We start from the raw sequence: 22814 nt of genomic DNA on the forward strand, positions 1-22814 counted from the left end.
CTGGTGTTTTTGGTTATTTTATGATATAAAGCGTGCCGGCATTCTATGTATTTTATAATAGAAAAATATAGATTAGCTATAACATAAACTTAACTGTGTTATAACACACACAGATCGGCACATTTTCCGGGGTGCTCTTATGTAGGGAAATCTACAGCTAATGAGTCGGGAAATGGGATCTGTGGAGGCATAACCCCAATTTACTAAGTTATAGAGGTTTAAATGGCAACTGTTTCCATGCGCGATATGCTTCAGGCGGGCGTTCACTTTGGTCACCAAACTCGTTACTGGAATCCAAAGATGAAAACTTACATCTTTGGTGCGCGCAACAAAGTGCATATCATTAATTTGGAAAAAACTGTTCCAATGTTCAATGAAGCATTAGCTGAATTGACTAAAATGGCTTCACGAAAAGGCAAAATTCTGTTTGTTGGCACTAAACGCGCAGCAAGCGAATCGATAAAAGAAGCCGCTAATAGTTGTGATCAGTATTTTCTTAACCACCGCTGGTTAGGTGGTATGCTGACTAACTGGAAAACCGTTCGTCAGTCTATTAAGCGCCTGAAAGATTTAGAAGCACAATCTCAGGATGGTACTTTTGATAAGTTGACCAAAAAAGAAGCGTTGATGCGTACCCGTGAGCTTAGCAAGCTAGAAAATAGTTTGGGTGGTATTAAAGAGATGGGCGGTTTGCCTGACGCTTTATTTGTTGTTGATGCGGAACATGAGCATATTGCTATAAAAGAAGCAAACAACTTAGGTATCCCTGTATTTGCGGTTGTTGATACTAACTCTGATCCAGATGGTGTTGATTATATCATCCCTGGTAATGATGATGCGATCCGTGCAGTTAAACTGTATCTGGATGCAGTTGCGAAAGCTGTCCATGAAGGTCGTTCTAAAGATCAGGGGATTAAACCAGAAGAAAACTTGATAGAGACTGAATAATAAGGCCAGATCTTCGTTAGTATAGAAGAGCCCTTATGGACAAAGTATTAATGTATTGGTTATAGGCGCCTAATTAGCTCCTTTTTACTTATAAGAATGAGAATTGTCTGCATGGGATGATTTCCCATCAGATAGATTGAGGAATAAATCACATGTCTCGAATTACCGCTGCTTTGGTAAAAGAACTGCGCGAACGTACTGGTGCAGGTATGATGGAATGTAAAAAAGCATTGGTTGAAGCTGATGGAAATATTGAATTAACTATCGATAATATGCGTAAATCAGGTCAAGCAAAAGCGGCTAAGAAAGCGCGCCGAGTGGCTGCTGAAGGTGTAATAATGGCGGAAATTTCTGCCGATGGCAAATTTGGTGCATTGCTTGAGTTGAATTGTGAAACAGATTTTGTGGCTAAGGATGCGAGTTTTGTAGCATTTTGTAATGAAATACTAAAATTCGTTGTGAAAAATAAATTGTCAAATATTGAAGAATTAAAGGCAAAATTTGAAAAAGAACGTACAGCAATCGTTGCCAAGATTGGTGAAAATATTAATATTCGCCGAGTCGAGATCCTAGAAGGTGAAAAAATCGGCTGTTATTTACATGGTGCTCGTATTGGCGTTCTTGTGTCTGCAAACGGTGCGGATGGTGAGTTTATTAAACATATTGCTATGCATATTGCGGCGAGCAAACCCGAATATGTTACACCGGCAGATGTACCAGCCGATGTTGTCGCTCATGAGCATCAAATTCAATTAGATATAGCAATGCAATCTGGTAAACCTCGTGAAATTGCCGAAAAAATAGTAACTGGCCGCATGAATAAATTTACCGGTGAGATCTCTTTAACTGGCCAACAATTTGTTATGGATCCAAGTAAAACAGTTGGTACGTTGCTAAAAGAGAAAAATGCAACAGTGACTAACTTTATCCGTTTTGAAGTTGGTGACGGTATCGAAAAAGTAGAAACTGATTTTGCTGCTGAAGTCGCGGCAATGAGTAAATAATGATACCAATTGTTAAATAGAGCCGCCAGTAGGCGGTTCTGTTTTATCTAATATCGATAATTTATTTTTATCTGTCTGATAATACATTATCAATGATAATTTATGTGTAAATATGCCACTAAATTATTTAATTCAGCATATGCTTAATTCAACGGATTAGAGTTAGTATTTAGACTAAATTATCTTTTTCTAAAGTTAAATTATCTTTTTCTAAAGTAATGAAGAAAAGTAATTAATCAAGTATTTTACATTCAGACTTTGAACTAAGAATTTTAAACCTTCAATAATTTATCTGCTCAGGACGAAACACCATGGCAACTAATGCAAAACTAGTATATCAACGTATCTTGCTTAAGCTTAGTGGCGAAGCTCTACAAGGTTCAGAAGGTTTTGGTATTGATGCGAGTGTTTTAGATCGTATGGCACAAGAAATTAAGGAACTGGTGGAGTTAGCGATACAAGTTGGTGTCGTTATTGGTGGTGGCAACTTATTTCGTGGTGCAGGGCTAGCCGATGCTGGGATGAATCGTGTAGTTGGTGATCATATGGGAATGCTAGCGACAGTAATGAATGGATTAGCCATGCGTGATGCTTTACATCGTGCATATATTAATGCCAGACTGATGTCTGCAATACCATTAAATGGTGTGTGTGACAATTATAGTTGGGCTGAGGCGATTAGTTTGCTTCGCAATGGCAAAGTTGTTATTTTCTCGGCCGGAACGGGCAACCCTTTCTTTACAACAGATTCAGCGGCTTGTTTACGAGGGATAGAAATTGAGGCGGATGTTGTTTTAAAAGCAACCAAAGTTGATGGCGTCTATTCTGCTGATCCATCAAAGAGTTCAGATGCGGTTTTTTATAATAAATTAACGTATCAAGACGTATTAGAACGGGAATTAAAAGTGATGGATTTGGCAGCATTTACGCTGGCTCGTGATCATAATTTACCTATTCGCGTTTTTAATATGAATAAACCTGGTGCGTTACGTCGAATTGTGATAGGTGAAAATGAAGGCACGTTAATCTCGTGTGATTAATCTCCTGAGAGACACGGATGATTTTTGGCGGTATGATATTATCAGCATCGTTAAAATAATTGAATTGAGTTATCGGTTATAGCCTAAATATTTATAACTAGCTGCTAAGGATTTAAATGTGATTAATGAAATAAAAAAAGATGCTCAAGAGCGTATGGAAAAAAGCGTCGAAGCATTGAAAAGTCAAATTAATAAAGTTCGTACCGGCCGTACATCGCCAAGTTTATTGGATGGTATCATGGTTGAATATTATGGTGCTGCAACGCCGTTACGTCAGTTAGCGAATATTACCGCTGAGGATTCACGTACACTCGCCATTACTGTATTTGATCGTACGTTAGCACCAGCAGTGGAAAAGGCGATTATGGCATCAGATCTAGGTCTTAATCCTTCTTCAGCAGGAACCATAATACGGGTGCCTTTACCACCGTTGACGGAAGAACGACGTAAGGATTTTATTAAAGTTGTCCGTAATGATGCTGAGCAGGGACGTGTATCTGTTCGTAATGCGCGACGTGATGCAAATGATAAAATCAAAGCATTACTAAAAGATAAAGAAATTAGTGAGAATGATGAACGTCGAGCACAAGATGAAATCCAGAAGTTGACCGATAATTTTATCAAAAAAGTTGATGAAGCTCTGGAGCAAAAAGAAAAAGAATTGATGGAATTTTAAACATTTTTATAATAAAGCCATAAGCTATATAAAAGTAAGTATGGCTTTATTATATCTTTAAATTTATTGCTCCATTTTATGTTATGCTATACAGCTGAGTTAAGAATAATTCTTTTTAATTAAATAGTAGAGCATATATATCACAATGATACGTCTGACAATTTTAGGCTCGACGGGTTCAATTGGTAAAACGACACTATCAGTAGTCAAAAAAAATCCAGCGAAATTTAAAATTATCGCATTAGTTGCACATAAAAATGTGGCTACTATGGTTGAGCAATGCTTAGAATTCCAGCCACAATATGCTGCTATGTCAGACGAAAAATCAGCCAATAATCTAAGAAGCATACTAAATAAACACGGATGTAAAACTGAAGTCTTAGCAGGCCAAAAGGGAGTTTGTGAACTAGCGGCGCTTGATAATGTTGATCAAGTGATGTCCGCAATTACCGGAATTGCTGGATTAATGCCAACATTAGCTGCGATTCGTCTAGGTAAGCGTATTTTATTAGCCAATAAAGAGTCATTAATTACTAGTGGGCAACTGTTTTTCGACGCAATTAAAAAATATGCTGCTCAGGTCCTGCCTATTGATAGTGAACATAATGCGATATTTCAAAGTTTACCGACTGAAATTCAGCGTAATTTAGGTTTTGCTAATCTTGAACAACATGGAATAACGCGCATAGTATTAACTGGCTCGGGTGGCCCTTTTCGTGAAATTCCGCTCGCTTCTCTTAAGAACATGACGCCTAATGAAGCTTGCAATCACCCTAATTGGTCTATGGGGCGTAAGATCTCGGTTGATTCGGCAACGATGATGAATAAAGGGCTTGAGTATATTGAAGCTCGGTATTTTTTTAATGCTTCAACCGAACAAATTGAAGTTATTATTCATCCACAATCTGTTATTCATTCCATGGTACGCTATCAGGATGGAAGTGTGATCGCTCAATTAGGTACGCCTGATATGAGAACACCGATTTCCTATAGTATGGCTTATCCAGATCGTATCCCTTCAGGTGCAGCGGCACTTGATTTTAAACAATTATCTTCATTAACTTTTATTGCTCCAGATTACCAACGTTACCCCTGTTTGAAATTAGCGATTGATGCTTGTCATAATGGGCAAGCAGCAACCACAATTTTAAATGCTGCGAATGAAGTTTCTGTTGCTGCATTTTTGGCCGGAAAGCTTCGATTTACTGATATTGCGCAAGTTAATTTGGATACAGTAGAAAGGTTAAGTTTGCCTCAACCTGATAGCATTGATGCAGTGTTAGCGATTGATAGTCAAGCGCGTCAAATGGCAATTAATTATATTGAAACATTAGCAATATCCTATTAATAAAGAATTTTAACTGCTCAAATGTTTCTATATTTATCTCAGATTAAATTTTTATAAAATTATAATGGGTTAAGAATATCAAAAATGAATAAAGAGCAAACTATTAACTTATTAGTAAATATGGAAATTTTTTGATTCATCTTAAGTAATTTTATTTTTATTATCCAAAATAATTAAGCGCAATAGTTATGTTAGCTTATAGTACAGGAACTTTTTTGGCATGAAACTTATGTATGATAATGATAGCTCACAGCAACGAATTCCGAGGCATGTTGCTATTATTATGGATGGTAATGGACGATGGGCGAAGCAACATGGAAAGTTAAGAATTAAAGGGCATCAAGCAGGAACAGAAGCGGTACAAAAAGCGGTTAAATTTGCTGTTGAAAATGAGATTCAGTCTTTAACGCTCTATGCGTTTAGTAGTGAAAATTGGAATCGACCAGAAACTGAGGTTACTGCTCTGATGGAACTTTTTACTTGGTTTCTGGATGATGAAGTTAAAAATTTAAATATTCATAATGTTAAATTAACGATTATTGGCGATATCAGCCGATTTAAAACTAAATTACAAAGGTGTATCAAACACGCGGTTGACTTAACAGCAAATAATACCGGATTACAACTCAATATTGCCGCTAATTATGGTGGTCGTTGGGATATTACCCATGCAATGGGACTTATTGCAGAGAAAATTAAGGCGGGTTCATTATTACCAGAAAATATTAACGAAGATACCGTAAATGAATTTATTAATCTACATGATCAACCAACCGTTGATTTAGTTATTAGAACTGGGAGAGAATATCGCATCAGTAATTTTCTTTTATGGCAGATTGCTTATGCTGAATTTTATTTTACCGATGTTCTCTGGCCTGATTTTGATGAGGAAGCTTTCAAAAATGCAATTGTGGCTTTTAATCAGCGTGAACGACGTTTTGGTAACACTGAGCCTGATGATATCAATGAAGAATAGGGGTCTCTTTTGCTAAACTTAAATGCTCGTATCATAACAGCTATCATACTTATTCCATTAGTTATCGCGGCACTTTTTTTCTTACGTCCTAACTTATTTGGTTATGTTATCATTGTTATTTGCTCGCTAGCTGCTTGGGAATGGAGCCAATTTATTGGCTGGACAGTGCAGATTAAACGAATTATATCTGCTGTTTTATTTGGTATTTGTTTATTGGGTTTACAATTGTCATTTCAGGATCTCAGTCAATTAACAACAGAGCCTTTGATTATTTATATTTTATCGGCTGGGTTAGTTTGGTGGTTAGTTGCGATAATATTGGTTGTCACTTTTCCTGCTTCTGCTCGATTCTGGTCTCAGTCAGTAATGTTAAAAATTTTGTTTGGTGTTTTAACCATTTTACCTTTTTACTGTGGCATGTTGGTGTTAAAAAGCGTCGATTATCATATTGACAATTTTATCGGTGCTTGGTCGGTGCTTTATGTCATGCTATTAGTTTGGAGTGCAGATAGTGGCGCTTATTTTTTTGGACATTTATTTGGTAAACATAAATTGGCGGCGAAAGTTTCTCCTGGTAAAAGCTTGGAGGGTATGCTCGGTGGAATCCTGACAGCAGGTATTATAGCCTGGCTATTTAGTTTATTTGTTCCTGTTTTATTAATATCCAAGAATTTACTATTTTGTTCTGTTATTGTTGTAATTATTTCTGTTTTTGGTGATTTAACGGAAAGTATGTTTAAACGTCAGGCTGGCATCAAAGATAGTAGTCATTTAATTCCTGGACATGGTGGGGTATTAGATAGAATCGATAGTTTGACCGCGGCTATACCTGTTTTTGCAGGATTGACATTGTCATTTTTTAGTTTTTAAGGTATATCATGGGATTTGTTTGGAGTTTAGCGGCATTGATTATTGCATTAGGTGTGCTAATTATCGTACATGAATTTGGCCATTTCTCGGTGGCTAGGCGCTGTGGTATTTATGTTGAGCGTTTCTCCATTGGTTTTGGCAAAACCTTATGGCGTAAAGTCGATCGTCATGGTACAGAATTTGTTATCGCCCTGATCCCGTTAGGTGGCTATGTTAAAATGCTAGATGAGCGAGTAGCCGCTGTAGCACCAGAACGTCGCCATTTTGCTTTTAATAATAAAACAGTAGGACAACGTGCTGCAGTGATTAGTGGAGGGCCAATAGCCAATTTTTTATTGGCAATATTTATTTATTGGTTAGTTTTCATTATTGGTATCCCTTCCGTGCGCCCAGTCATTGAAGATATTCAGTCAAACTCGATTGCTGAGCAAGCAAATATTTCACCAGGTATGGAACTAAAATCAATAGATGGTATCGAAACCCCTGACTGGAACACAGTTCGTCTCGCCTTAATTAGTAAAATTGGTGATGAAGAATTAAGCATGAAGGTTTTACCTATTGGAAATTCAACGCCGATAAAAAAAGTGATTGATTTGCGGGAATGGCATTTTGATCCAGAAACTCAGGATCCGCTTTTATCTTTGGGAATTATGCCAGTTAGTGCCAGGCAAGATCCCATTGTAAGTAATATTCAAGCTGGTTCAGCGGCGGCATTATCAGGTTTACAAGTAGGAGACAGAATTGTAAAAGTGGGTGATCAGATAATAGATGTTTGGCATCCATTCACCTATTTTGTTCGGCAAAGTCCTAATATTCGATTGTTATTGACCATCGAAAGACAAGGTGAACAGCAGCAATTAACGTTAACACCAGCAGTAAAAACCATAGCTAAAGGGCGGAAAATTGGATTTGCCGGGCTTGAATTATCAGTAATACTACTTGCAGATGAGTATAAAATCACTCAGCAATATGGTCCGTTTTATGCGTTGTACCAGGCAACGGATAAAACTTGGCAGTTGATGAAGTTGACAGTTAGCATAATAGGTAAATTGGTCAGTGGTGATATTAAACTCACTAATCTTAGTGGACCTGTTTCTATTGCAAAAGGAGCCGGGATTTCCGCTGAATCTGGCTTAGTGTATTATCTGATTTTTATTGCATTAATTAGTGTCAATTTAGGGATCATTAACCTGTTTCCTTTGCCTGTATTAGATGGTGGGCACTTACTTTTCTTGTTAATCGAAAAAATTAAAGGAAAACCAGTGTCTGAGCGTGTACAAGACTTGAGCTATCGTATTGGTGCTATTGCATTGATATTATTAATGGGGCTTGCACTTTTCAATGATTTCTCTCGTCTTTAAGAGAGAAACTAGTTAGGAATACTCATAACAACAATGGCGATAAAAAAGTTGCTCATAGCATCGCTGCTATTTGGCAGCGCTACTGCATACGGTTCAGACGGGTTTGTAGTTCAAGATATTCATTTTGAAGGTCTTCAACGCGTCCCCCTTGGTGCAGCATTATTGAATATACCTGTTCGGGTAGGAGATACGATTAATAATGACAATATAGGTCGTACTATTCGAGCGCTATTTTCAACGGGTAATTTCGAAGATGTTAGAGTTTTGCGTGATGGAAATACGCTTATAGTTCAAGTAAAAGAGCGGCCAACTATTGCAAGCATTACATTCTCTGGTAATAAGTCGGTTAAAAACGATTTATTAAAGCAAAATCTTGAGGCTTCCAATATTCGTGTTGGTGAGGCCCTTGATCGCACAAAACTGGCGAATATCGAAAAGGCTCTGGAAGATTTTTATTACAGTGTTGGTAAGTATAATGCGACAGTTAAAGCAGTAGTCACACCGCTACCGCGTAATCGTGTTGACTTAAAATTAATCTTTTCTGAAGGCGTTTCAGCTAAGATCCAACAGATTAATATCGTCGGTAATAAAGCATTTACCACGGGTGAATTGGTAAATCGTTTTCAATTACGTGATGATGTACCCTGGTGGAATTTTATTGCAGATCAAAAATATCAGAAACAAAAACTGGCAGGTGATTTAGAAACCCTACGCAGTTTTTATCTCGACCGAGGTTATGCCAAATTTAATATCGACTCAACTAATGTAAGTTTAACACCTGACAAGAAAGGTATTTATGTTACTATCAATGTGACAGAAGGCGATAAATATACCATATCCGGCGTTGAGTTAAATGGCGAAATTGCTGGCCATTATGATGAAATCAACCAATTAATCACCATCAAACCTTCTTCGCTTTATAATGGTACTGAAGTTACTAACATGGAGAACAAAATTAAGGATCTCCTGGGTCGTTATGGTTATGCTTATCCTCGTGTTATTACCCAACCTGAAATCAATGATGAAGATAAAACCGTTAAACTGCATGTGAATGTTGATGCAGGTAGCCGTTTTTATGTTCGCCAAATCCGTTTTGTCGGCAATAATGTTAGTAAAGATTGTGTTTTACGTCGCGAGATGCGTCAGATGGAAAGCGCTTGGTTAGGCAATGATTTGGTTAACCTAGGGAAAGAACGATTAAATCGGACCGGTTTTTTCGAAACCGTTGACGTTGAAACGCAACGTGTACCTGGTACACCTGATCAAGTTGATGTGGTCTATAAAGTTAAAGAACGTAATACCGGCTCGATGAATTTCGGCATTGGTTTTGGTACTGAAAGTGGTATCAGTTTCCAAGTCGGTGTTCAACAAGAAAACTGGCTTGGTACTGGTAATGCTGTTGGTATTAGTGCAAGCAAGAATGATTATTCGACTTATGCGGAATTATCATTAACCGATCCTTATTTTACCGTTAATGGTGTGAGATTGGGTGGCCGATTATTCTATAATGATTTTAGTGCCAAAGATGCGGATCTTTCACGCTATAATAATAAGACTTATGGTGTTGATAGTACCTTGAGTTTTCCTTTTAATGAAAATAATTCGTTTCGAATTGGCGCAGGTTTTGTTCATAACTCCCTGTCTGATATGAAAGCTCAAGTTGGAATGTGGCGTTATTTACAAAGTATGGGCGAACATCCTAATTTTGATGATAAAGCGCGCTATAATGCTAATGATTTTAACCTTAATTTAGGTTGGACTTATAATAACTTAGATCGTGGTTTCTTCCCGACAGCGGGCAATAAAACTTCATTAAATAGTAAAATCACCATTCCCGGTTCTAATAATCAATACTATAAGATTCGGTTTGATACATCTCAATATTATCCCATTGATGAGGATAACAAATCGGTATTATTAGGCCGGGCACACTTAGGTTATGGTAATGCTTTTGGTGGAAAAGAATTACCATTTTATGAAAACTTTTATGCTGGTGGTGCTGGTACGGTACGTGGTTTTCGTTCCAATAATATCGGCCCTAAAGCAATTTATCTTAAAGAAAAAAATGTTGCAGTGAGTCCAAAATCTGGTAGTCCCTCAACGGATGCTGTTGGCGGCAATGCAATGGCAACAGCCTCATTAGAGTTAATTACGCCAACCCCGTTTATTGATGAAAAGTATGCTAATTCGATTAGAACTTCTTTCTTTATTGATGCGGGTACTGTTTGGGATTCGAATTGGAGTAAGACCCCCGCAAGCTGGAGAGCAGGAATGCCTGACTATGGCAAGGCATCCAATATTCGAGTTTCGACAGGGATTGCATTACAATGGATGTCACCACTTGGTCCGCTGGTCTTTTCTTATGCCAAGCCAATAAAAGATTATGAAGGTGACAAATCTGAAGAGTTTCAGTTTAATGTTGCTAGGACGTGGTAAAACGTCAATTCAATTCATCGATTCGCTTGTGGTCAGATCATAAGAGATAAGGAGTTTAGTGTGAAAAAATTGTTGTGTTCAGTAAGTTTAGGTTTGATTTTATCTGTATCTGCCAGTGCTTATGCAGAAAAAGTTGCCGTTATTAACGTCGGTGACGTTTTTCAGAACATAGCAACCAGTAAAGCGGTAACTAAGCAACTTGAAAAAGAGTTCAAAGGACGCGCTAATGAGTTGCAAAATATGGAAAAAGATTTACAGGCTCGGGCAGAAAAATTGCAAAAAAGCGCCGCTAAGTCTAATGAAAAAGATCTTCAAGCGTTTGAGGCTAAGCGGAAAGATTTTCTTCAAAAAGCACAGCAATTTGAACAAGATAACCAACGTCGTCAGCAAGAAGAGCGCAATAAAATATTGCAAACGATAAAGACGACAACTAAAGTGGTTGCAGAAAAAGAGCGTTACGACGTGGTTGTTGGCGTAAATGCGGTTCTCTATCCGGAAAACAGTTCTAACCTGAAAAATATTACCGATCTGGTTATTAAGAAGGTTAAATAATAGATGGTTTCTATTCGATTAGCTGATTTAGCCCAGCGATTGGACGCCCAGCTACATGGTAATGGTAATATTACCATTACCGCTATTGCGCCTATGCATTTAGCGAAGGAAGGGCAAATTACTTTTTTATCGGATAGCCGTTATCTAACGCAATTGCCAAAATGCAAAGCTGCTGCTGTGGTATTAAAGAAAGAGGATCTAGCCGAGAGTAAAATAGCCGCATTAGTGGTTAAAGATCCTTATCTTGCCTATGCTCGATTAGCTCAAATTTTGGATACCACGCCAAAACCTGCACAAAATATCCATCCTTCAGCGGTTATTGCGGAAAATGTTAAGCTCGGCGAAGATGTTGCCATTGGCGCTAATGCCGTTATTGAGTCAGGGGCGACATTAGGTAATCAGGTTATTATTGGCGCAGGTTGCTTTATTGGTAAAAATATCAAGATCGGTCACTCTACGCGTTTATGGGCAAATGTTTCTGTCTATCATAGTGTCGAGATAGGTGAACAGTGTCTTATCCAATCTGGGACAGTTATTGGTTCAGATGGTTTTGGCTATGCAAATGAAAAAGGCCAATGGATAAAAATACCTCAATTAGGTACAGTTATTATTGGAAATAATGTTGAAATTGGTGCTTGTACCACCATTGACCGCGGTGCACTAGAGAATACAATAATTGGTAATGGGGTTATCATTGATAACCAATGTCAGATTGCTCACAATGTGATTATCGGTGATCATAGTGCTGTTGCCGGTGGTGTTATTATGGCCGGTAGCCTAAAAATAGGCCAATATTGTATGATTGGTGGTGCCAGCGTCATTAATGGACATATGGAAATTTGTGATAAAGTTACTATAACCGGAATGGGAATGGTAATACGTCCAATTAGTGAGCCGGGAATATACTCTTCTGGCATCCCCTTACAGCCAAATAAGGTTTGGCGAAAAACAGCCGCTTTAGTCATGAATATTAATGAAATGGCCAAGCGTATGAAGGCACTAGAACGTAAGATATTTAGTTTTAGTTTTAGTAAAGATAACTAAATACTGCTGTGTAGATTTGTTAATTGCGGCCTGCAGCTTACCTTATTGAGGGTTAAAGCAGGCCGCATTATTAATATATAATTTTTTAAATTTAAACAAGAAGAGTCTTTTCTATGAGTGATAAACATACTCTGGATATAGAAGAAATTTTAGGTTTGTTACCCCATCGCTATCCTTTTTTGTTAGTTGATCGTGTATTGGATTTTGAAGAAGGTAAATTTTTACGAGCAGTAAAAAATGTCTCTTTTAATGAACCTTTCTTTCAAGGTCATTTTCCGGGTAAACCAATATTTCCGGGGGTATTAATTCTTGAAGCAATGGCTCAGGCGGCTGGTATTCTAGCCTTCAAGAGTGTGGGAAAATTAGAGCCTGGCGAACTTTATTATTTTGCTGGTATTGACGAAGCAAGATTTAAACATCCCGTGCAACCTGGTGATCAGATGATTTTTGAGGTAACGTTTGTTAAAACTAAGCGTGGTTTGACGCGTTTTAACGGTATTGCAAAAGCGGATGAAAAAGTTGTTTGTGAAGCGACAATGATGTGTGCTCGCAGCCAAGAAGCGTAAAAATGAGGGCTGATATGATTAATAAAACAGCGATTATTCATCCCTCTTCTATTATTGAAGAGGGCGCGATTATCGGTGCAAATGTCCACATAGGCCCGTTTTGCTATATTGGTTCTCAGGTTGAAATTGGTGCAGATACCACACTCAAATCTCATGTGGTTGTCAATGGCAATACCAAAATTGGTTGTAATAACCAGATATTTCAGTTTGTCACGATAGGTGAAATTAATCAGGATCTAAAATACCAAGGAGAGCCAACTCGAGTTGAGATTGGTGATCGCAATCGTATTAGGGAGAGTTGTACCATTCACCGTGGAACCCTACAAGGCGTAGGTTTAACCAAAATAGGTCATGATAATCTATTGATGGTAAATACCCATATAGCCCATGATTGTTTGCTAAGCAATTATTGTATAATTGCTAATAACGGTACGCTTGGTGGACATGTTAAACTAGATGATTATGCCATCATTGGTGGTATGAGTGCGGTACATCAATTTTGCCAAATTGGTGCTCATGTTATGGTTGGTGGCTGCTCTGGTGTTGCCCAAGATGTTCCGCCTTATGTAATTGCGCAAGGTAATCATGCGACTCCTTATGGTGTGAATATTGAAGGTTTAAAACGTCGTTGCTTTGATAAAGAATCACTACATGCGATTAGGAATGCGTATAAAATCCTTTACCGATCTGGTAAAACGCTAGGTGAGGCCAGACAAGAATTGGTAGTTCTAGGTGAAAAGAATCAACAGGTAAAAATACTGAGTGATTTTTTAGAAAATTCAGCGCAATCTAACCGCGGAATTATTCGTTAACAAACAACCTGAATAGGAGAAATCTTTGGCGAATAGTCATCAAGTTGCAATTCAACAACGACCTTTGACTATTGGTCTCGTTGCAGGAGAAACATCAGGCGACATACTTGGTGCAGGTCTTATTCGTGCGCTAAAACAGCAAGTCCCTAATGCGCGTTTTGTCGGTGTCGCAGGCCCATTAATGCAAGCTGAGGGCTGTGAAGCCTGGTATGAAATGGAAGAGCTTGCTGTGATGGGGATTGTTGAAGTTTTGGGTCGACTAGCGCGATTATTAAAAATTCAAGCTGACCTAACTAAACGTTTCGCTAAATTGCGACCTGATGTATTTGTTGGTATAGATGCGCCTGACTTTAATATTACCCTTGAGCGAAAATTAAAGCAAACAGCGATCAAAACCATTCATTACGTCAGTCCTTCTGTTTGGGCGTGGAGACAAGATCGTGTTTTCAAGATAGGGGAGGCGACCGACCTGGTGCTTGCTTTGTTAGCCTTCGAAAAAAGGTTTTATGACCGTTACAACATTCCCTGCCGTTTTATCGGCCATACGATGGCTGATATCATACCGCTACAGCCTGATAAACAGGCTGCCAGAGCACAACTAAATATAGCCCATGATGCTAAATGTTTGGCCATTTTGCCGGGTAGCCGTCGGGCCGAAGTTGGAATGTTAAGTCGAGACTTTTTGCACGCAGCCCAAATTTTGCTAAAAGACTTTCCTCATTTGGAAATCTTAGTTCCTATCGTCAATCAACAGCGCCGGCAGCAGTTTCAAGCGATTTATCGTGAGATTTCGCCAACTTTACCACTGAAAATTTTAGATGGCCAAGCGCGGATAGCTATGATCGCAGCCGATGTAACTTTATTAGCTTCGGGAACAGCTTCATTAGAATGTATGTTAGCAAAATGTCCGATGGTAGTTGGATATCGAATGAAATCAATTACTTATTGGCTCGCTAAACGTTTGGTTAAAACCCCTTTTATTTCATTGCCTAATTTATTGGGGGGCAAAGAATTGGTTAAAGAATATATTCAGCAAGATTGTCAACCTGAACAATTAGCTGGCTCACTTAAGTCTTTACTAATCGACGAAAAAAAGGTTGAGCAGCTAAAACAAACCTTCTTGCAACTACATCAAAGTATCCGTTGTCATGCTGATCAACAAGCGGCAGAGGCTGTCTTGGAGCTAAATATAAAATGAATAGTTTTATTTATCCTAAAGCAAAATTTATTGCGGGTGTTGATGAAGTTGGTCGAAGACCTTTAGTTGGAGCAGTAGTGAAAGCCGCCGTGATTTTAGATCCAAAATAGCCGATAATAGGATTTTGGCGGATTCAAAAAAATTAACCGAAAAGCGGCGTAATGCACTTTATATTGAAATTCAAAACAAAGCATTGTGTTGAAGCATTGAGCGTGCAGAGCCTGAAGAGATTGATAAAATCAACATATTGGAGGCAACTTTTTTAGCCATGCGCAGGGCAGTGGCGGCACTTACCACTATGCCTGATTTTGTTTTGGTCGATGGCAATAAGAGCCCAGGCTTTGCTGTACCTTCTCAGGCGATTTTAAAGGTGCTAGTTTAGTGCAGGAAATTAGTGCCGCGTCAATATTAGCGAAAGTGACTCGAGATAGGGAAATGCGCGAGTTAGATATGCTTTATCCAGAATATGGTTTTGCTCAACATAAAGGCTACCCAACGGCATTTCATTTAGAAAAACTGGCTCAGCACATAGTGCAACACAGTTTCATCGCAAAAGTTTTGCGCCTGTTCGCTGAGTACTGAGTTGCAAAGAGTATAGCTAAAAAATGACGGAACCAGGTTTTATACACTTACGCGTACATAGTGACTATTCCATTATTGATGGATTAGCAAAAATTAATCCACTCGTTAATCGGGCGGCAGAATTAAGTATGCCTGCATTGGCAATAACCGATTTTACCAATCTTTATGGTTTAATAAAATTTTATTGTGCGGCACATTCTGCCGGAGTTAAGCCAATTATTGGTGCAGATTTTTATCTAGAAAGTGAATTACTCGGCGATGAAGTTGCCCATTTGACTATCCTGGCCAGGGATAATAAAGGTTACCATAATCTAACCCTGCTTATTTCCGCAGCCTATCAAAAAGGCTATGGCGCGCTCGGACCAACTATCAAACGAGACTGGCTAGTAACCCATAAAGAGGGACTATTATTACTCTCTGGTGGCTGCATGGGAGATGTGGGTAAATTTTTGTTGCGCGGAAATCAGCAACTAGTTGAACAATGTTTGGATTTTTATCAAACTCATTTCCCACATAACTATTATCTAGAAATTGCCAGAACTGGACGGCCTGATGAAGAGAGTTATTTACATGCCGCTGTCCAATTGGCTGAAAAAAAAGGTGTGCCAGTCGTTGCCACGAATAATGTACGCTTTATTAATAGCGATGATTTTGCTGCCCATGAAATACGGGTCGCGATCCATGATGGTTTTACACTCGTTGATCCGAAAAGACCAAAAAATTATAGTCCTCAGCAATATCTACGCAGTGAACAGGAAATGGTTGAATTATTTGCCGACATTCCTGAGGCGTTGAAAAATAGTGTCGAAATTGCTAAGCGCTGTAATGTAATGATGCGTTTAGGCGAATTTTTTTTGCCGCAATTCCCGACCGGCGATATGGCAACCGAAGATTTCCTAATCAAATGTGCAAAGGCTGGGTTAGAGGAGCGTTTACAATTTCTTTATCCCGACGAGAAGGAGAGAGCTGAGCAACGGGTTGAATATGATCTACGTTTAGATATCGAATTACGAGTAATTAATCAGATGGGATTTCCTGGTTATTTTCTGATCGTAATGGAATTTATTCAATGGTCAAAAGATAACGCTATTCCGGTAGGCCCGGGACGAGGATCAGGCGCAGGCTCATTAGTCGCTTATGCATTAAAAATTACCGACTTGGATCCGCTTCAATTTGATCTGTTATTTGAGCGTTTTCTTAATCCTGAGCGTGTTTCCATGCCTGACTTTGATGTTGATTTTTGTATGGAAAAACGCGATCAGGTCATTGAACATGTGGCGCAAATGTATGGTCGTGATGCTGTCTCACAAATTATTACTTTTGGTACCATGGCCTCAAAAGCGGTTATTCGACATGTTGGTCGGGTACTGGGGCATCCGTATGGATTTGTTGATCGTATAGCCAAATTAGTTCCGCCGGATCCCGGTATGACGCTTGAAAAAGCATTCTTTGTAGAACCACAATTGCAAGAAATTTATGATGCTGATGAAGAAGTTAAAGCATTAATAGACATGGCGCGCAAACTTGAAGGTGTGACACGTAATGCAGGTAAACATGCGGGTGGAGTAGTTATTGCGCCGACCAAAATAACAGATTTTTCCCCCCTTTATTGTGATCCTGAAGGACAAAATCCGCTTACCCAATTTGATAAAAATGATGTTGAATACGCCGGTCTGGTAAAATTTGATTTTCTTGGTCTAAGGACTTTGACAATTATTAGTGGGGCGTTAGATATGATTAATCAACGTCGGGCAAAACAAAATTTAGCGCCCATCGATATCGCGACGATCCCTCTCGATGATCAAAAATGTTTTGAACTATTGCAACGGGCCGAAACGACAGCGGTATTCCAACTAGAATCTCGGGGTATGAAAGACTTGATTAAGCGATTACGCCCTGATTGCTTTGAAGACATGATTGCTCTGGTTGCACTTTTTCGTCCCGGCCCATTACAGTCAGGGATGGTAGATAATTTTATTGATCGTAAGCATGGACAAGAAGCCATCTCTTATCCTGATGTTGAATGGCAGCATGAATCATTACAACCGGTTTTAGAGCCTACCTACGGTATCATTCTTTATCAAGAACAAGTTATGCAGATTGCTCAGGTGCTTGCTGGTTATACCCTAGGGGGAGCAGATATGCTCCGTCGGGCGATGGGTAAGAAAAAGCCTGAAGAAATGGCACAACAGCGCTCAGTTTTTGAGGCTGGGGCGGTTAAAAATGGTATTGACGGTGAGTTAGGCATGAAAATCTTTGACCTGGTAGAAAAATTTGCCGGTTACGGATTTAATAAATCACATTCTGCTGCTTATGCCTTAGTTTCATACCAGACCCTTTGGTTAAAAACACATTATTCGGCTGAGTTTATGGCAGCAGTGATGACAGCGGATATGGATAATACCGAGAAAGTGGTTGGTTTAGTTGATGAATGTTGGCGTATGGAGTTGAAAGTATTGCCACCGGATATCAACAGTGGATTATATCATTTTCATGTCAATGATAGCGGTGAAATTGTTTATGGCATTGGCGCCATAAAAGGTGTTGGTGAAGGCCCAATAGAAGCTATTATTGAATCACGCCAAAAAGGTGGTTCTTTTAAAGAAATTTTTGATCTTTGTGCACGGGTTGATACTAAAAAGCTTAATCGTCGCGTGATGGAAAAATTGATTATGTCCGGTGCTTTTGATCATTTAGGTCCGCACCGTGCTGCATTAATGTCTTCATTAGAAGATGCCTTAAAAGCGGCAGATCAACACGCTAAAGCTGAAGCAATTGGACAAACTGATATGTTTGGCGTATTAGCTGAAGCGCCTGAGCAGGTTGAACAATCTTATGCTAGTGTAGCTAAATGGCCTGAACAGCTTATATTAGAAGGTGAACGCGAAACATTGGGTCTCTATTTAAAGAGACATCCTATTACCGCTTATTTGTCTGAAATTGAACGTTATACTAGTGGATTAAGATTAAAGGATGTGAATCCAACCCCTCGAGGACAGATGTCAACGGTGGTTGGTTTAGCGCTGACCGCTAAAGTAGTAACCACTAAACGTGGCAACAGAATAGGTATATGTACTTTGGATGATCGCTCTGGACGCTTGGATATAATGTTATTTTCAGATGCGTTAGAAAAGTATCAGCATCTACTTGAGAAAGATAAAATATTAATTGCCACAGGTCAGGTCAGCTTTGATGATTTCAATGGTGGTAATAAAATGTCTGTTCGTGAACTGATGGATCTTAGTGAAGCTCGTCAGAAATATGCTAAAGGTATTGCTATTTCATTGACAGATAGACAAATTGATGACCAATTATTAAACCGTCTTCGTAGCACATTGGAACCTTATCGTTCAGGAACAATACCGGTTCATCTTTATTATCAGAAGAAAGACGCTCGCGCTAAATTAAAATTAGGCATCACTTGGCGGGTTACTCCGACCGATAATCTTTTGACTGAGCTGCGAACTCTGCTAGGTAATCAGCAGGTAGAATTAGAATTTGACTAAATAGGAATATTATGAGCCTTAATTTTCTGGATTTTGAACAGCCGATTGCGGAGTTGGAAGCAAAAATAGACTCGTTAACGGCAGTAAATCGTCAGGATACCAAGCTAGATATTGACCTAGATGAAGAGGTCGCTAGACTTCGCGAAAAGAGTTTAGAGTTAACACGCAAAATTTTTTCTGACTTAGGCGCTTGGCAAATAGCACAACTTGCTCGTCACCCGATGCGACCTTACACTCTGGATTATGCTGGACGTATATTCACGCATTTACAAGAGCTAGCGGGTGATCGTGCTTATGCTGATGATAAAGCCATTGTTGGTGGATTGGCTCGATTGGATGGGCGTCCAGTAATGATTATTGGTCATCAGAAAGGACGTGAAACAAAAGAAAAAATTCGGCGTAATTTTGGCATGCCAGCACCGGAAGGATACCGTAAGGCTTTACGATTAATGGAAATTGCTGAGCGTTTTAAGTTACCGATTATTACCTTTATCGATACACCGGGAGCTTATCCAGGAGTTGGAGCGGAAGAGCGCGGTCAGTCCCAAGCGATTGCCCGTAATTTACGTGAAATGTCCCGGCTCTCCGTTCCTATTATCTGTACGGTAATTGGTGAGGGCGGCTCTGGAGGGGCATTAGCGATTGGCGTTGGTGATAAAGTCAATATGCTGGAGTACAGCACTTATTCTGTCATTTCACCCGAGGGTTGTGCTTCTATTCTTTGGAAAAATGCCGATAAAGCCCCATTAGCTGCAGAAGCGATGGGGATCACGGCTTCACGTTTAAAATCACTTAATCTCATTGACAACATTGTTAAAGAGCCGTTGGGTGGCGCGCATCGTAATTATGAACAAATTGCGCATAATCTTAAACAGCGTATTTTAAATGATTTGAGTGATATCGATGTATTTAGTCCTGAAGAGTTGAGAAACCGCCGTTATCAACGTTTAATGGAATGTGGTTATTGCTAATTTTACGCTAGCTAAGGTATAAAAATGGAAATAACTATCAATGGTTATTTCCATTTTTTAATATTTAAAATTTTTTCATCTTTGATCATCAGATATCATGATTAAAAAATTTATCCCTCAATTTATTTAAAAATAAATTTTAATTAATACAATAAATTATATTAATTCTAATAATATAATAAGTAGAAAATAGAGCAATAAATAATTGCGACAGAGGTAGTTAGAATAATTATGAATGTTCATGAGGCTACATTGCTGAACCAAATTATAAAAACCATCGGCTCAACACGCCAAATATTGGTAGGCTTCAGTGGTGGACTAGATTCAACAGTTTTATTACATGCCTTAGTGTCATTACGTCAAACCACAGTGCGAAACCTTAATATCCGTGCGGTTTATATTCATCATGGACTTAATGATAAAGCTGATGATTGGGCTATCCATTGCCAGAAAGTTTGTTTCGACTGGCAGGTAGAGTTTTCTTCACAGCATGTTTATATCGACCCAACTAAAAAAGGGATAGAAGCAGCGGCGCGGGATGCACGATATCAAGCGTTTCGTGAAATACTATTACCTGAAGAAATTATTGTTACTGCCCAACATTTAGATGATCAAGCAGAAACTTTTTTATTAGCATTAAAACGGGGCAGTGGGCCAGCAGGTTTATCTGCGATGCCAATTTCTATTCCGTTTGCTGATACCTATTTAATTAGACCACTATTATCATTCAGCCGTCAGCAATTGGTTTTTTATGCTGAAAAAAAATCGCTTTTTTGGATAGAAGATGATAGTAATCAAGATCAGCGCTATGATCGTAATTTTTTACGTTTAGCTATAATGCCGCATTTTAACCGGCGTTGGCCGCATTTTTCACAAGCAGTGGCCAGAAGCGCCAGTTTGTGTGCAGAACAAGAAGCTTTACTCAATGAATTACTACAAGATTATTTATCTCAGCTAGTAACGGCAGAAGGAGCCTTGCAGCTTGATACTTTAGTAAGTTATTCTGAAATGAAACGTAACACAATATTACGTCGTTGGTTGAGTTTACATCGAATTTTGATGCCTTCTCGTGTTCAATTAAAACAAATTTGGCAAGACGTGATTTGTGCGCGTCCAGATGCAGAGCCGCAATTTATATTAGCTAACAACAATGTTATTCGACGTTTTAAACAACAGCTTTGGTTGCTGCCACAATTTAACGATCTCACTAAAATTTGTTTAGCGTGGCAGCTGCCTGCCGCGATTAAATTGCCTGATAACTTAGGCACGCTAATAGTCCCAGATAAGGGAACCGGATTCCGGGCGCCGTTAGCAAATGAGCAGGTTACTATTCGATTTGGATTAAAAGGAAATATTAAAATTATTGGTCGTCAGCACGCCAAACGGAGTAAAAAGCTTTGGCAGGAGTTAGGCGTAGCGCCTTGGTTAAGGGAAAGAACGCCTTTAATTTATTATAATGATGAACTTATTGCGGCCGTTGGTGTATTTATTACTCAATCAGGACAATCTATTCAAGGCCAGTCTGAATTGAAAATAAAATGGATAACGGATAAAAAACCCTTACTTTTCAAGTAAGGGGTATTATTGTGCAAGTATAATCAATATTTCTTTTATGAACCAGAATGATCAATAACGATGTCGCCAATTTCCGGATGACTAAAACTAACAATATGATCTAATCGCAGTTGTTTTTTTTCACTAGCAACATCAACAACCAGATATTCAACCTGTTTTTTTAACAGAGCAAATCAATTGCTTTTCCTTCAATAATCTCTCCATTATCCAGTTTTATGGTTAACTGAAAACTATGCTGACAAGCGAGTTCTAAATAATCATAGTCATCGCAGTTAATTGGTTTGTATTCAGTATAGCTAAGCGACTTAATTTTGATGACATTATTTATATGAGCTATTCAATTGATTTTAGACGTAAAGTGATATTTACTATGAAAGAAGAAGGGTTGAGTATCCGAGAAACAGCGAAACAATTTCGGATTGGCTCTGCATCTGTATCGCGTTGGATTAATCAAATAGAGCCAAAAAAATCGACTACGCGTCAGCGAAAAATCGATAAATCCGAGTTGATAAAAGATGTTGAACAATATCCAAATGCTTACCAAAAAGAGCGTGCAGAGCGTTTTGGCGTTTGTCAGAAGGCCATTTAGCAAGCTCTTAAAAAATGGGATTGACCTATAAAAAGAACTCTACGTCATCCGAAAGCCGACGAAAACACTCGACAAACGTTTCAACAAAAAAACAACAGTATGAAAAAGAAGGCAAGCATATTATTTTTATTGATGAAAGTCGTTTTTCACACGATACCCCGCTGACTCACGGCCATTCCCCTAAAGGTCAAAGGTGTGTTGGTCTCAAGAACTGGGGAGCTAAAGGAAGAAAAAATGTTATCGGCGCTTTATTGGGCACAAGGCTGTTTGCTATCGAATTATTTGATATCAATATTAACAGCGATGTTTTCTATGCATGGGTCACCCAAGTCCTTATCCCAGTACTTCCTAAAAACAGTGTAATCATCATGGATAATGCAACTTTTCACAAGAAACAGAGTATTCAACAAGTTATCATCGATGCGGGGCATATGGTGGAATATTTGCCTACCTATTCGCCAGATCTTAATCCAATTGAACATATAGCTAAGCGAGTTAATTTTGATTACAAAATATATGTTGTTCTCCAATATAAATTTATTGATGTAGAGTAATTACTTGTAATCATTTTAAAGTCGCCCAGCTATAAATGCAAAAAAGAGCGCTCGGATACGAAACAGATATTTTGTTCGCACTCAATATGGTGTAATCAAAATTAAGTTGCTTAGCTATATCTTTAGACATAATCTCTCACCATCTTTAGACATAATCTCTCACCACTATTGTTAAGTGGCGATTATTGCCGCCTTTGAATATTTGT

At 38.7% G+C, this 22814-nt stretch carries 19 protein-coding genes and 2 pseudogenes; 20 read left to right on the forward strand and 1 reads right to left on the reverse strand.

Annotated features, from left to right (window positions below; genetic code table 11):
• Positions 1-222 precede the first annotated feature (222 nt).
• From rpsB to tilS, 18 genes and pseudogenes are all read left to right on the forward strand, one after another.
• Positions 223-948 carry a 30S ribosomal protein S2 gene (rpsB, locus tag ARSQ2_RS03390; RefSeq protein WP_181994351.1) on the forward strand — a complete coding sequence of 242 codons (726 nt, stop codon included), beginning with the start codon at positions 223-225 and terminating at the stop codon, positions 946-948.
• A gap of 152 nt (positions 949-1100) precedes the next feature.
• A complete protein-coding gene (gene tsf / locus ARSQ2_RS03395) occupies positions 1101-1952 on the forward strand; it encodes a translation elongation factor Ts (RefSeq protein ID WP_181994352.1) in 852 nt (283 codons plus the stop codon).
• Between the two features lie 311 nt (positions 1953-2263).
• A complete protein-coding gene (pyrH, locus tag ARSQ2_RS03400) occupies positions 2264-2992 on the forward strand; it encodes a UMP kinase (protein ID WP_181994353.1) in 729 nt (242 codons plus the stop codon).
• Positions 2993-3110: 118 nt separating this feature from the next.
• On the forward strand, positions 3111-3668 hold the full coding sequence (gene frr, locus ARSQ2_RS03405) for a ribosome recycling factor (protein WP_181994354.1): 558 nt from the start codon (positions 3111-3113) through the stop codon (positions 3666-3668).
• 145 nt (positions 3669-3813) lie between these two features.
• Positions 3814-5016 (forward strand): 1-deoxy-D-xylulose-5-phosphate reductoisomerase, encoded by a 1203-nt coding sequence (gene ispC, locus ARSQ2_RS03410; protein ID WP_181994355.1) that lies wholly within the window; start codon positions 3814-3816, stop codon positions 5014-5016.
• A 220-nt stretch (positions 5017-5236) separates the two neighbouring features.
• Entirely contained in the window at positions 5237-5992 is a 756-nt protein-coding gene (gene uppS / locus ARSQ2_RS03415) for a polyprenyl diphosphate synthase (RefSeq protein ID WP_181994356.1), read from the forward strand.
• Between the two features lie 9 nt (positions 5993-6001).
• A complete protein-coding gene (gene cdsA / locus ARSQ2_RS03420; protein ID WP_238334294.1) occupies positions 6002-6862 on the forward strand; it encodes a phosphatidate cytidylyltransferase in 861 nt (286 codons plus the stop codon).
• Between the two features lie 5 nt (positions 6863-6867).
• Positions 6868-8223: a sigma E protease regulator RseP gene (gene rseP, locus ARSQ2_RS03425; protein WP_181994373.1), complete on the forward strand. Its 1356-nt coding sequence runs from the start codon at positions 6868-6870 to the stop codon at positions 8221-8223.
• A gap of 33 nt (positions 8224-8256) precedes the next feature.
• Positions 8257-10659, forward strand: coding sequence for an outer membrane protein assembly factor BamA (gene bamA / locus ARSQ2_RS03430; RefSeq protein WP_181994357.1), 2403 nt, complete (start codon positions 8257-8259; stop codon positions 10657-10659).
• A gap of 60 nt (positions 10660-10719) precedes the next feature.
• Positions 10720-11211, forward strand: coding sequence for an OmpH family outer membrane protein (locus ARSQ2_RS03435; RefSeq protein ID WP_181994358.1), 492 nt, complete (start codon positions 10720-10722; stop codon positions 11209-11211).
• 3 nt (positions 11212-11214) lie between these two features.
• On the forward strand, positions 11215-12255 hold the full coding sequence (gene lpxD, locus ARSQ2_RS03440; RefSeq protein ID WP_181994359.1) for a UDP-3-O-(3-hydroxymyristoyl)glucosamine N-acyltransferase: 1041 nt from the start codon (positions 11215-11217) through the stop codon (positions 12253-12255).
• A 113-nt stretch (positions 12256-12368) separates the two neighbouring features.
• Positions 12369-12821, forward strand: coding sequence for a 3-hydroxyacyl-ACP dehydratase FabZ (gene fabZ / locus ARSQ2_RS03445; protein WP_181994360.1), 453 nt, complete (start codon positions 12369-12371; stop codon positions 12819-12821).
• A gap of 14 nt (positions 12822-12835) precedes the next feature.
• A complete protein-coding gene (gene lpxA / locus ARSQ2_RS03450; protein ID WP_181994374.1) occupies positions 12836-13633 on the forward strand; it encodes an acyl-ACP--UDP-N-acetylglucosamine O-acyltransferase in 798 nt (265 codons plus the stop codon).
• A 49-nt stretch (positions 13634-13682) separates the two neighbouring features.
• Entirely contained in the window at positions 13683-14831 is a 1149-nt protein-coding gene (gene lpxB, locus ARSQ2_RS03455) for a lipid-A-disaccharide synthase (RefSeq protein WP_181994375.1), read from the forward strand.
• Positions 14828-15406: pseudogene (rnhB, locus tag ARSQ2_RS03460) on the forward strand (ribonuclease HII). The gene lpxB and the pseudogene rnhB overlap by 4 nt, the downstream one beginning before the upstream one ends.
• Before the next feature lie 30 nt (positions 15407-15436).
• A complete protein-coding gene (gene dnaE / locus ARSQ2_RS03465; RefSeq protein ID WP_181994361.1) occupies positions 15437-18919 on the forward strand; it encodes a DNA polymerase III subunit alpha in 3483 nt (1160 codons plus the stop codon).
• An 11-nt stretch (positions 18920-18930) separates the two neighbouring features.
• On the forward strand, positions 18931-19890 hold the full coding sequence (gene accA / locus ARSQ2_RS03470; protein WP_181994362.1) for an acetyl-CoA carboxylase carboxyl transferase subunit alpha: 960 nt from the start codon (positions 18931-18933) through the stop codon (positions 19888-19890).
• A 231-nt stretch (positions 19891-20121) separates the two neighbouring features.
• Positions 20122-21465 carry a tRNA lysidine(34) synthetase TilS gene (gene tilS, locus ARSQ2_RS03475; protein ID WP_181994363.1) on the forward strand — a complete coding sequence of 448 codons (1344 nt, stop codon included), beginning with the start codon at positions 20122-20124 and terminating at the stop codon, positions 21463-21465.
• A 35-nt stretch (positions 21466-21500) separates the two neighbouring features.
• Here tilS and rof read toward each other — a convergent pair.
• Positions 21501-21775, reverse strand: a pseudogene (gene rof, locus ARSQ2_RS03480) (Rho-binding antiterminator).
• Between the two features lie 18 nt (positions 21776-21793).
• Between rof and ARSQ2_RS03485 the strand changes: the two are divergent.
• Positions 21794-22054 (forward strand): IS630 transposase-related protein, encoded by a 261-nt coding sequence (locus tag ARSQ2_RS03485; RefSeq protein WP_181994364.1) that lies wholly within the window; start codon positions 21794-21796, stop codon positions 22052-22054.
• A gap of 14 nt (positions 22055-22068) precedes the next feature.
• Positions 22069-22608, forward strand: coding sequence for an IS630 family transposase (locus ARSQ2_RS03490; RefSeq protein WP_181994365.1), 540 nt, complete (start codon positions 22069-22071; stop codon positions 22606-22608).
• Positions 22609-22814: the final 206 nt, after the last annotated feature.

This window comes from Arsenophonus endosymbiont of Bemisia tabaci Q2 (genome assembly GCF_902713415.1).
Lineage (GTDB): Bacteria > Pseudomonadota > Gammaproteobacteria > Enterobacterales > Enterobacteriaceae > Arsenophonus.

Coding starts and splice junctions, on each gene's coding strand:
- lpxA (WP_181994374.1), top strand. CDS start 12,836: ATGATTAATAAAACAGCGATTATTCATCCCTCTTCTATTATTGAAGAG.
- dnaE (WP_181994361.1), top strand. CDS start 15,437: ATGACGGAACCAGGTTTTATACACTTACGCGTACATAGTGACTATTCC.
- accA (WP_181994362.1), top strand. CDS start 18,931: ATGAGCCTTAATTTTCTGGATTTTGAACAGCCGATTGCGGAGTTGGAA.
- tilS (WP_181994363.1), top strand. CDS start 20,122: ATGAATGTTCATGAGGCTACATTGCTGAACCAAATTATAAAAACCATC.
- bamA (WP_181994357.1), top strand. CDS start 8,257: ATGGCGATAAAAAAGTTGCTCATAGCATCGCTGCTATTTGGCAGCGCT.
- ARSQ2_RS03490 (WP_181994365.1), top strand. CDS start 22,069: ATGGGATTGACCTATAAAAAGAACTCTACGTCATCCGAAAGCCGACGA.
- lpxD (WP_181994359.1), top strand. CDS start 11,215: ATGGTTTCTATTCGATTAGCTGATTTAGCCCAGCGATTGGACGCCCAG.
- uppS (WP_181994356.1), top strand. CDS start 5,237: ATGAAACTTATGTATGATAATGATAGCTCACAGCAACGAATTCCGAGG.
- tsf (WP_181994352.1), top strand. CDS start 1,101: ATGTCTCGAATTACCGCTGCTTTGGTAAAAGAACTGCGCGAACGTACT.
- pyrH (WP_181994353.1), top strand. CDS start 2,264: ATGGCAACTAATGCAAAACTAGTATATCAACGTATCTTGCTTAAGCTT.
- fabZ (WP_181994360.1), top strand. CDS start 12,369: ATGAGTGATAAACATACTCTGGATATAGAAGAAATTTTAGGTTTGTTA.
- ARSQ2_RS03485 (WP_181994364.1), top strand. CDS start 21,794: ATGAGCTATTCAATTGATTTTAGACGTAAAGTGATATTTACTATGAAA.
- ispC (WP_181994355.1), top strand. CDS start 3,814: ATGATACGTCTGACAATTTTAGGCTCGACGGGTTCAATTGGTAAAACG.
- rpsB (WP_181994351.1), top strand. CDS start 223: ATGGCAACTGTTTCCATGCGCGATATGCTTCAGGCGGGCGTTCACTTT.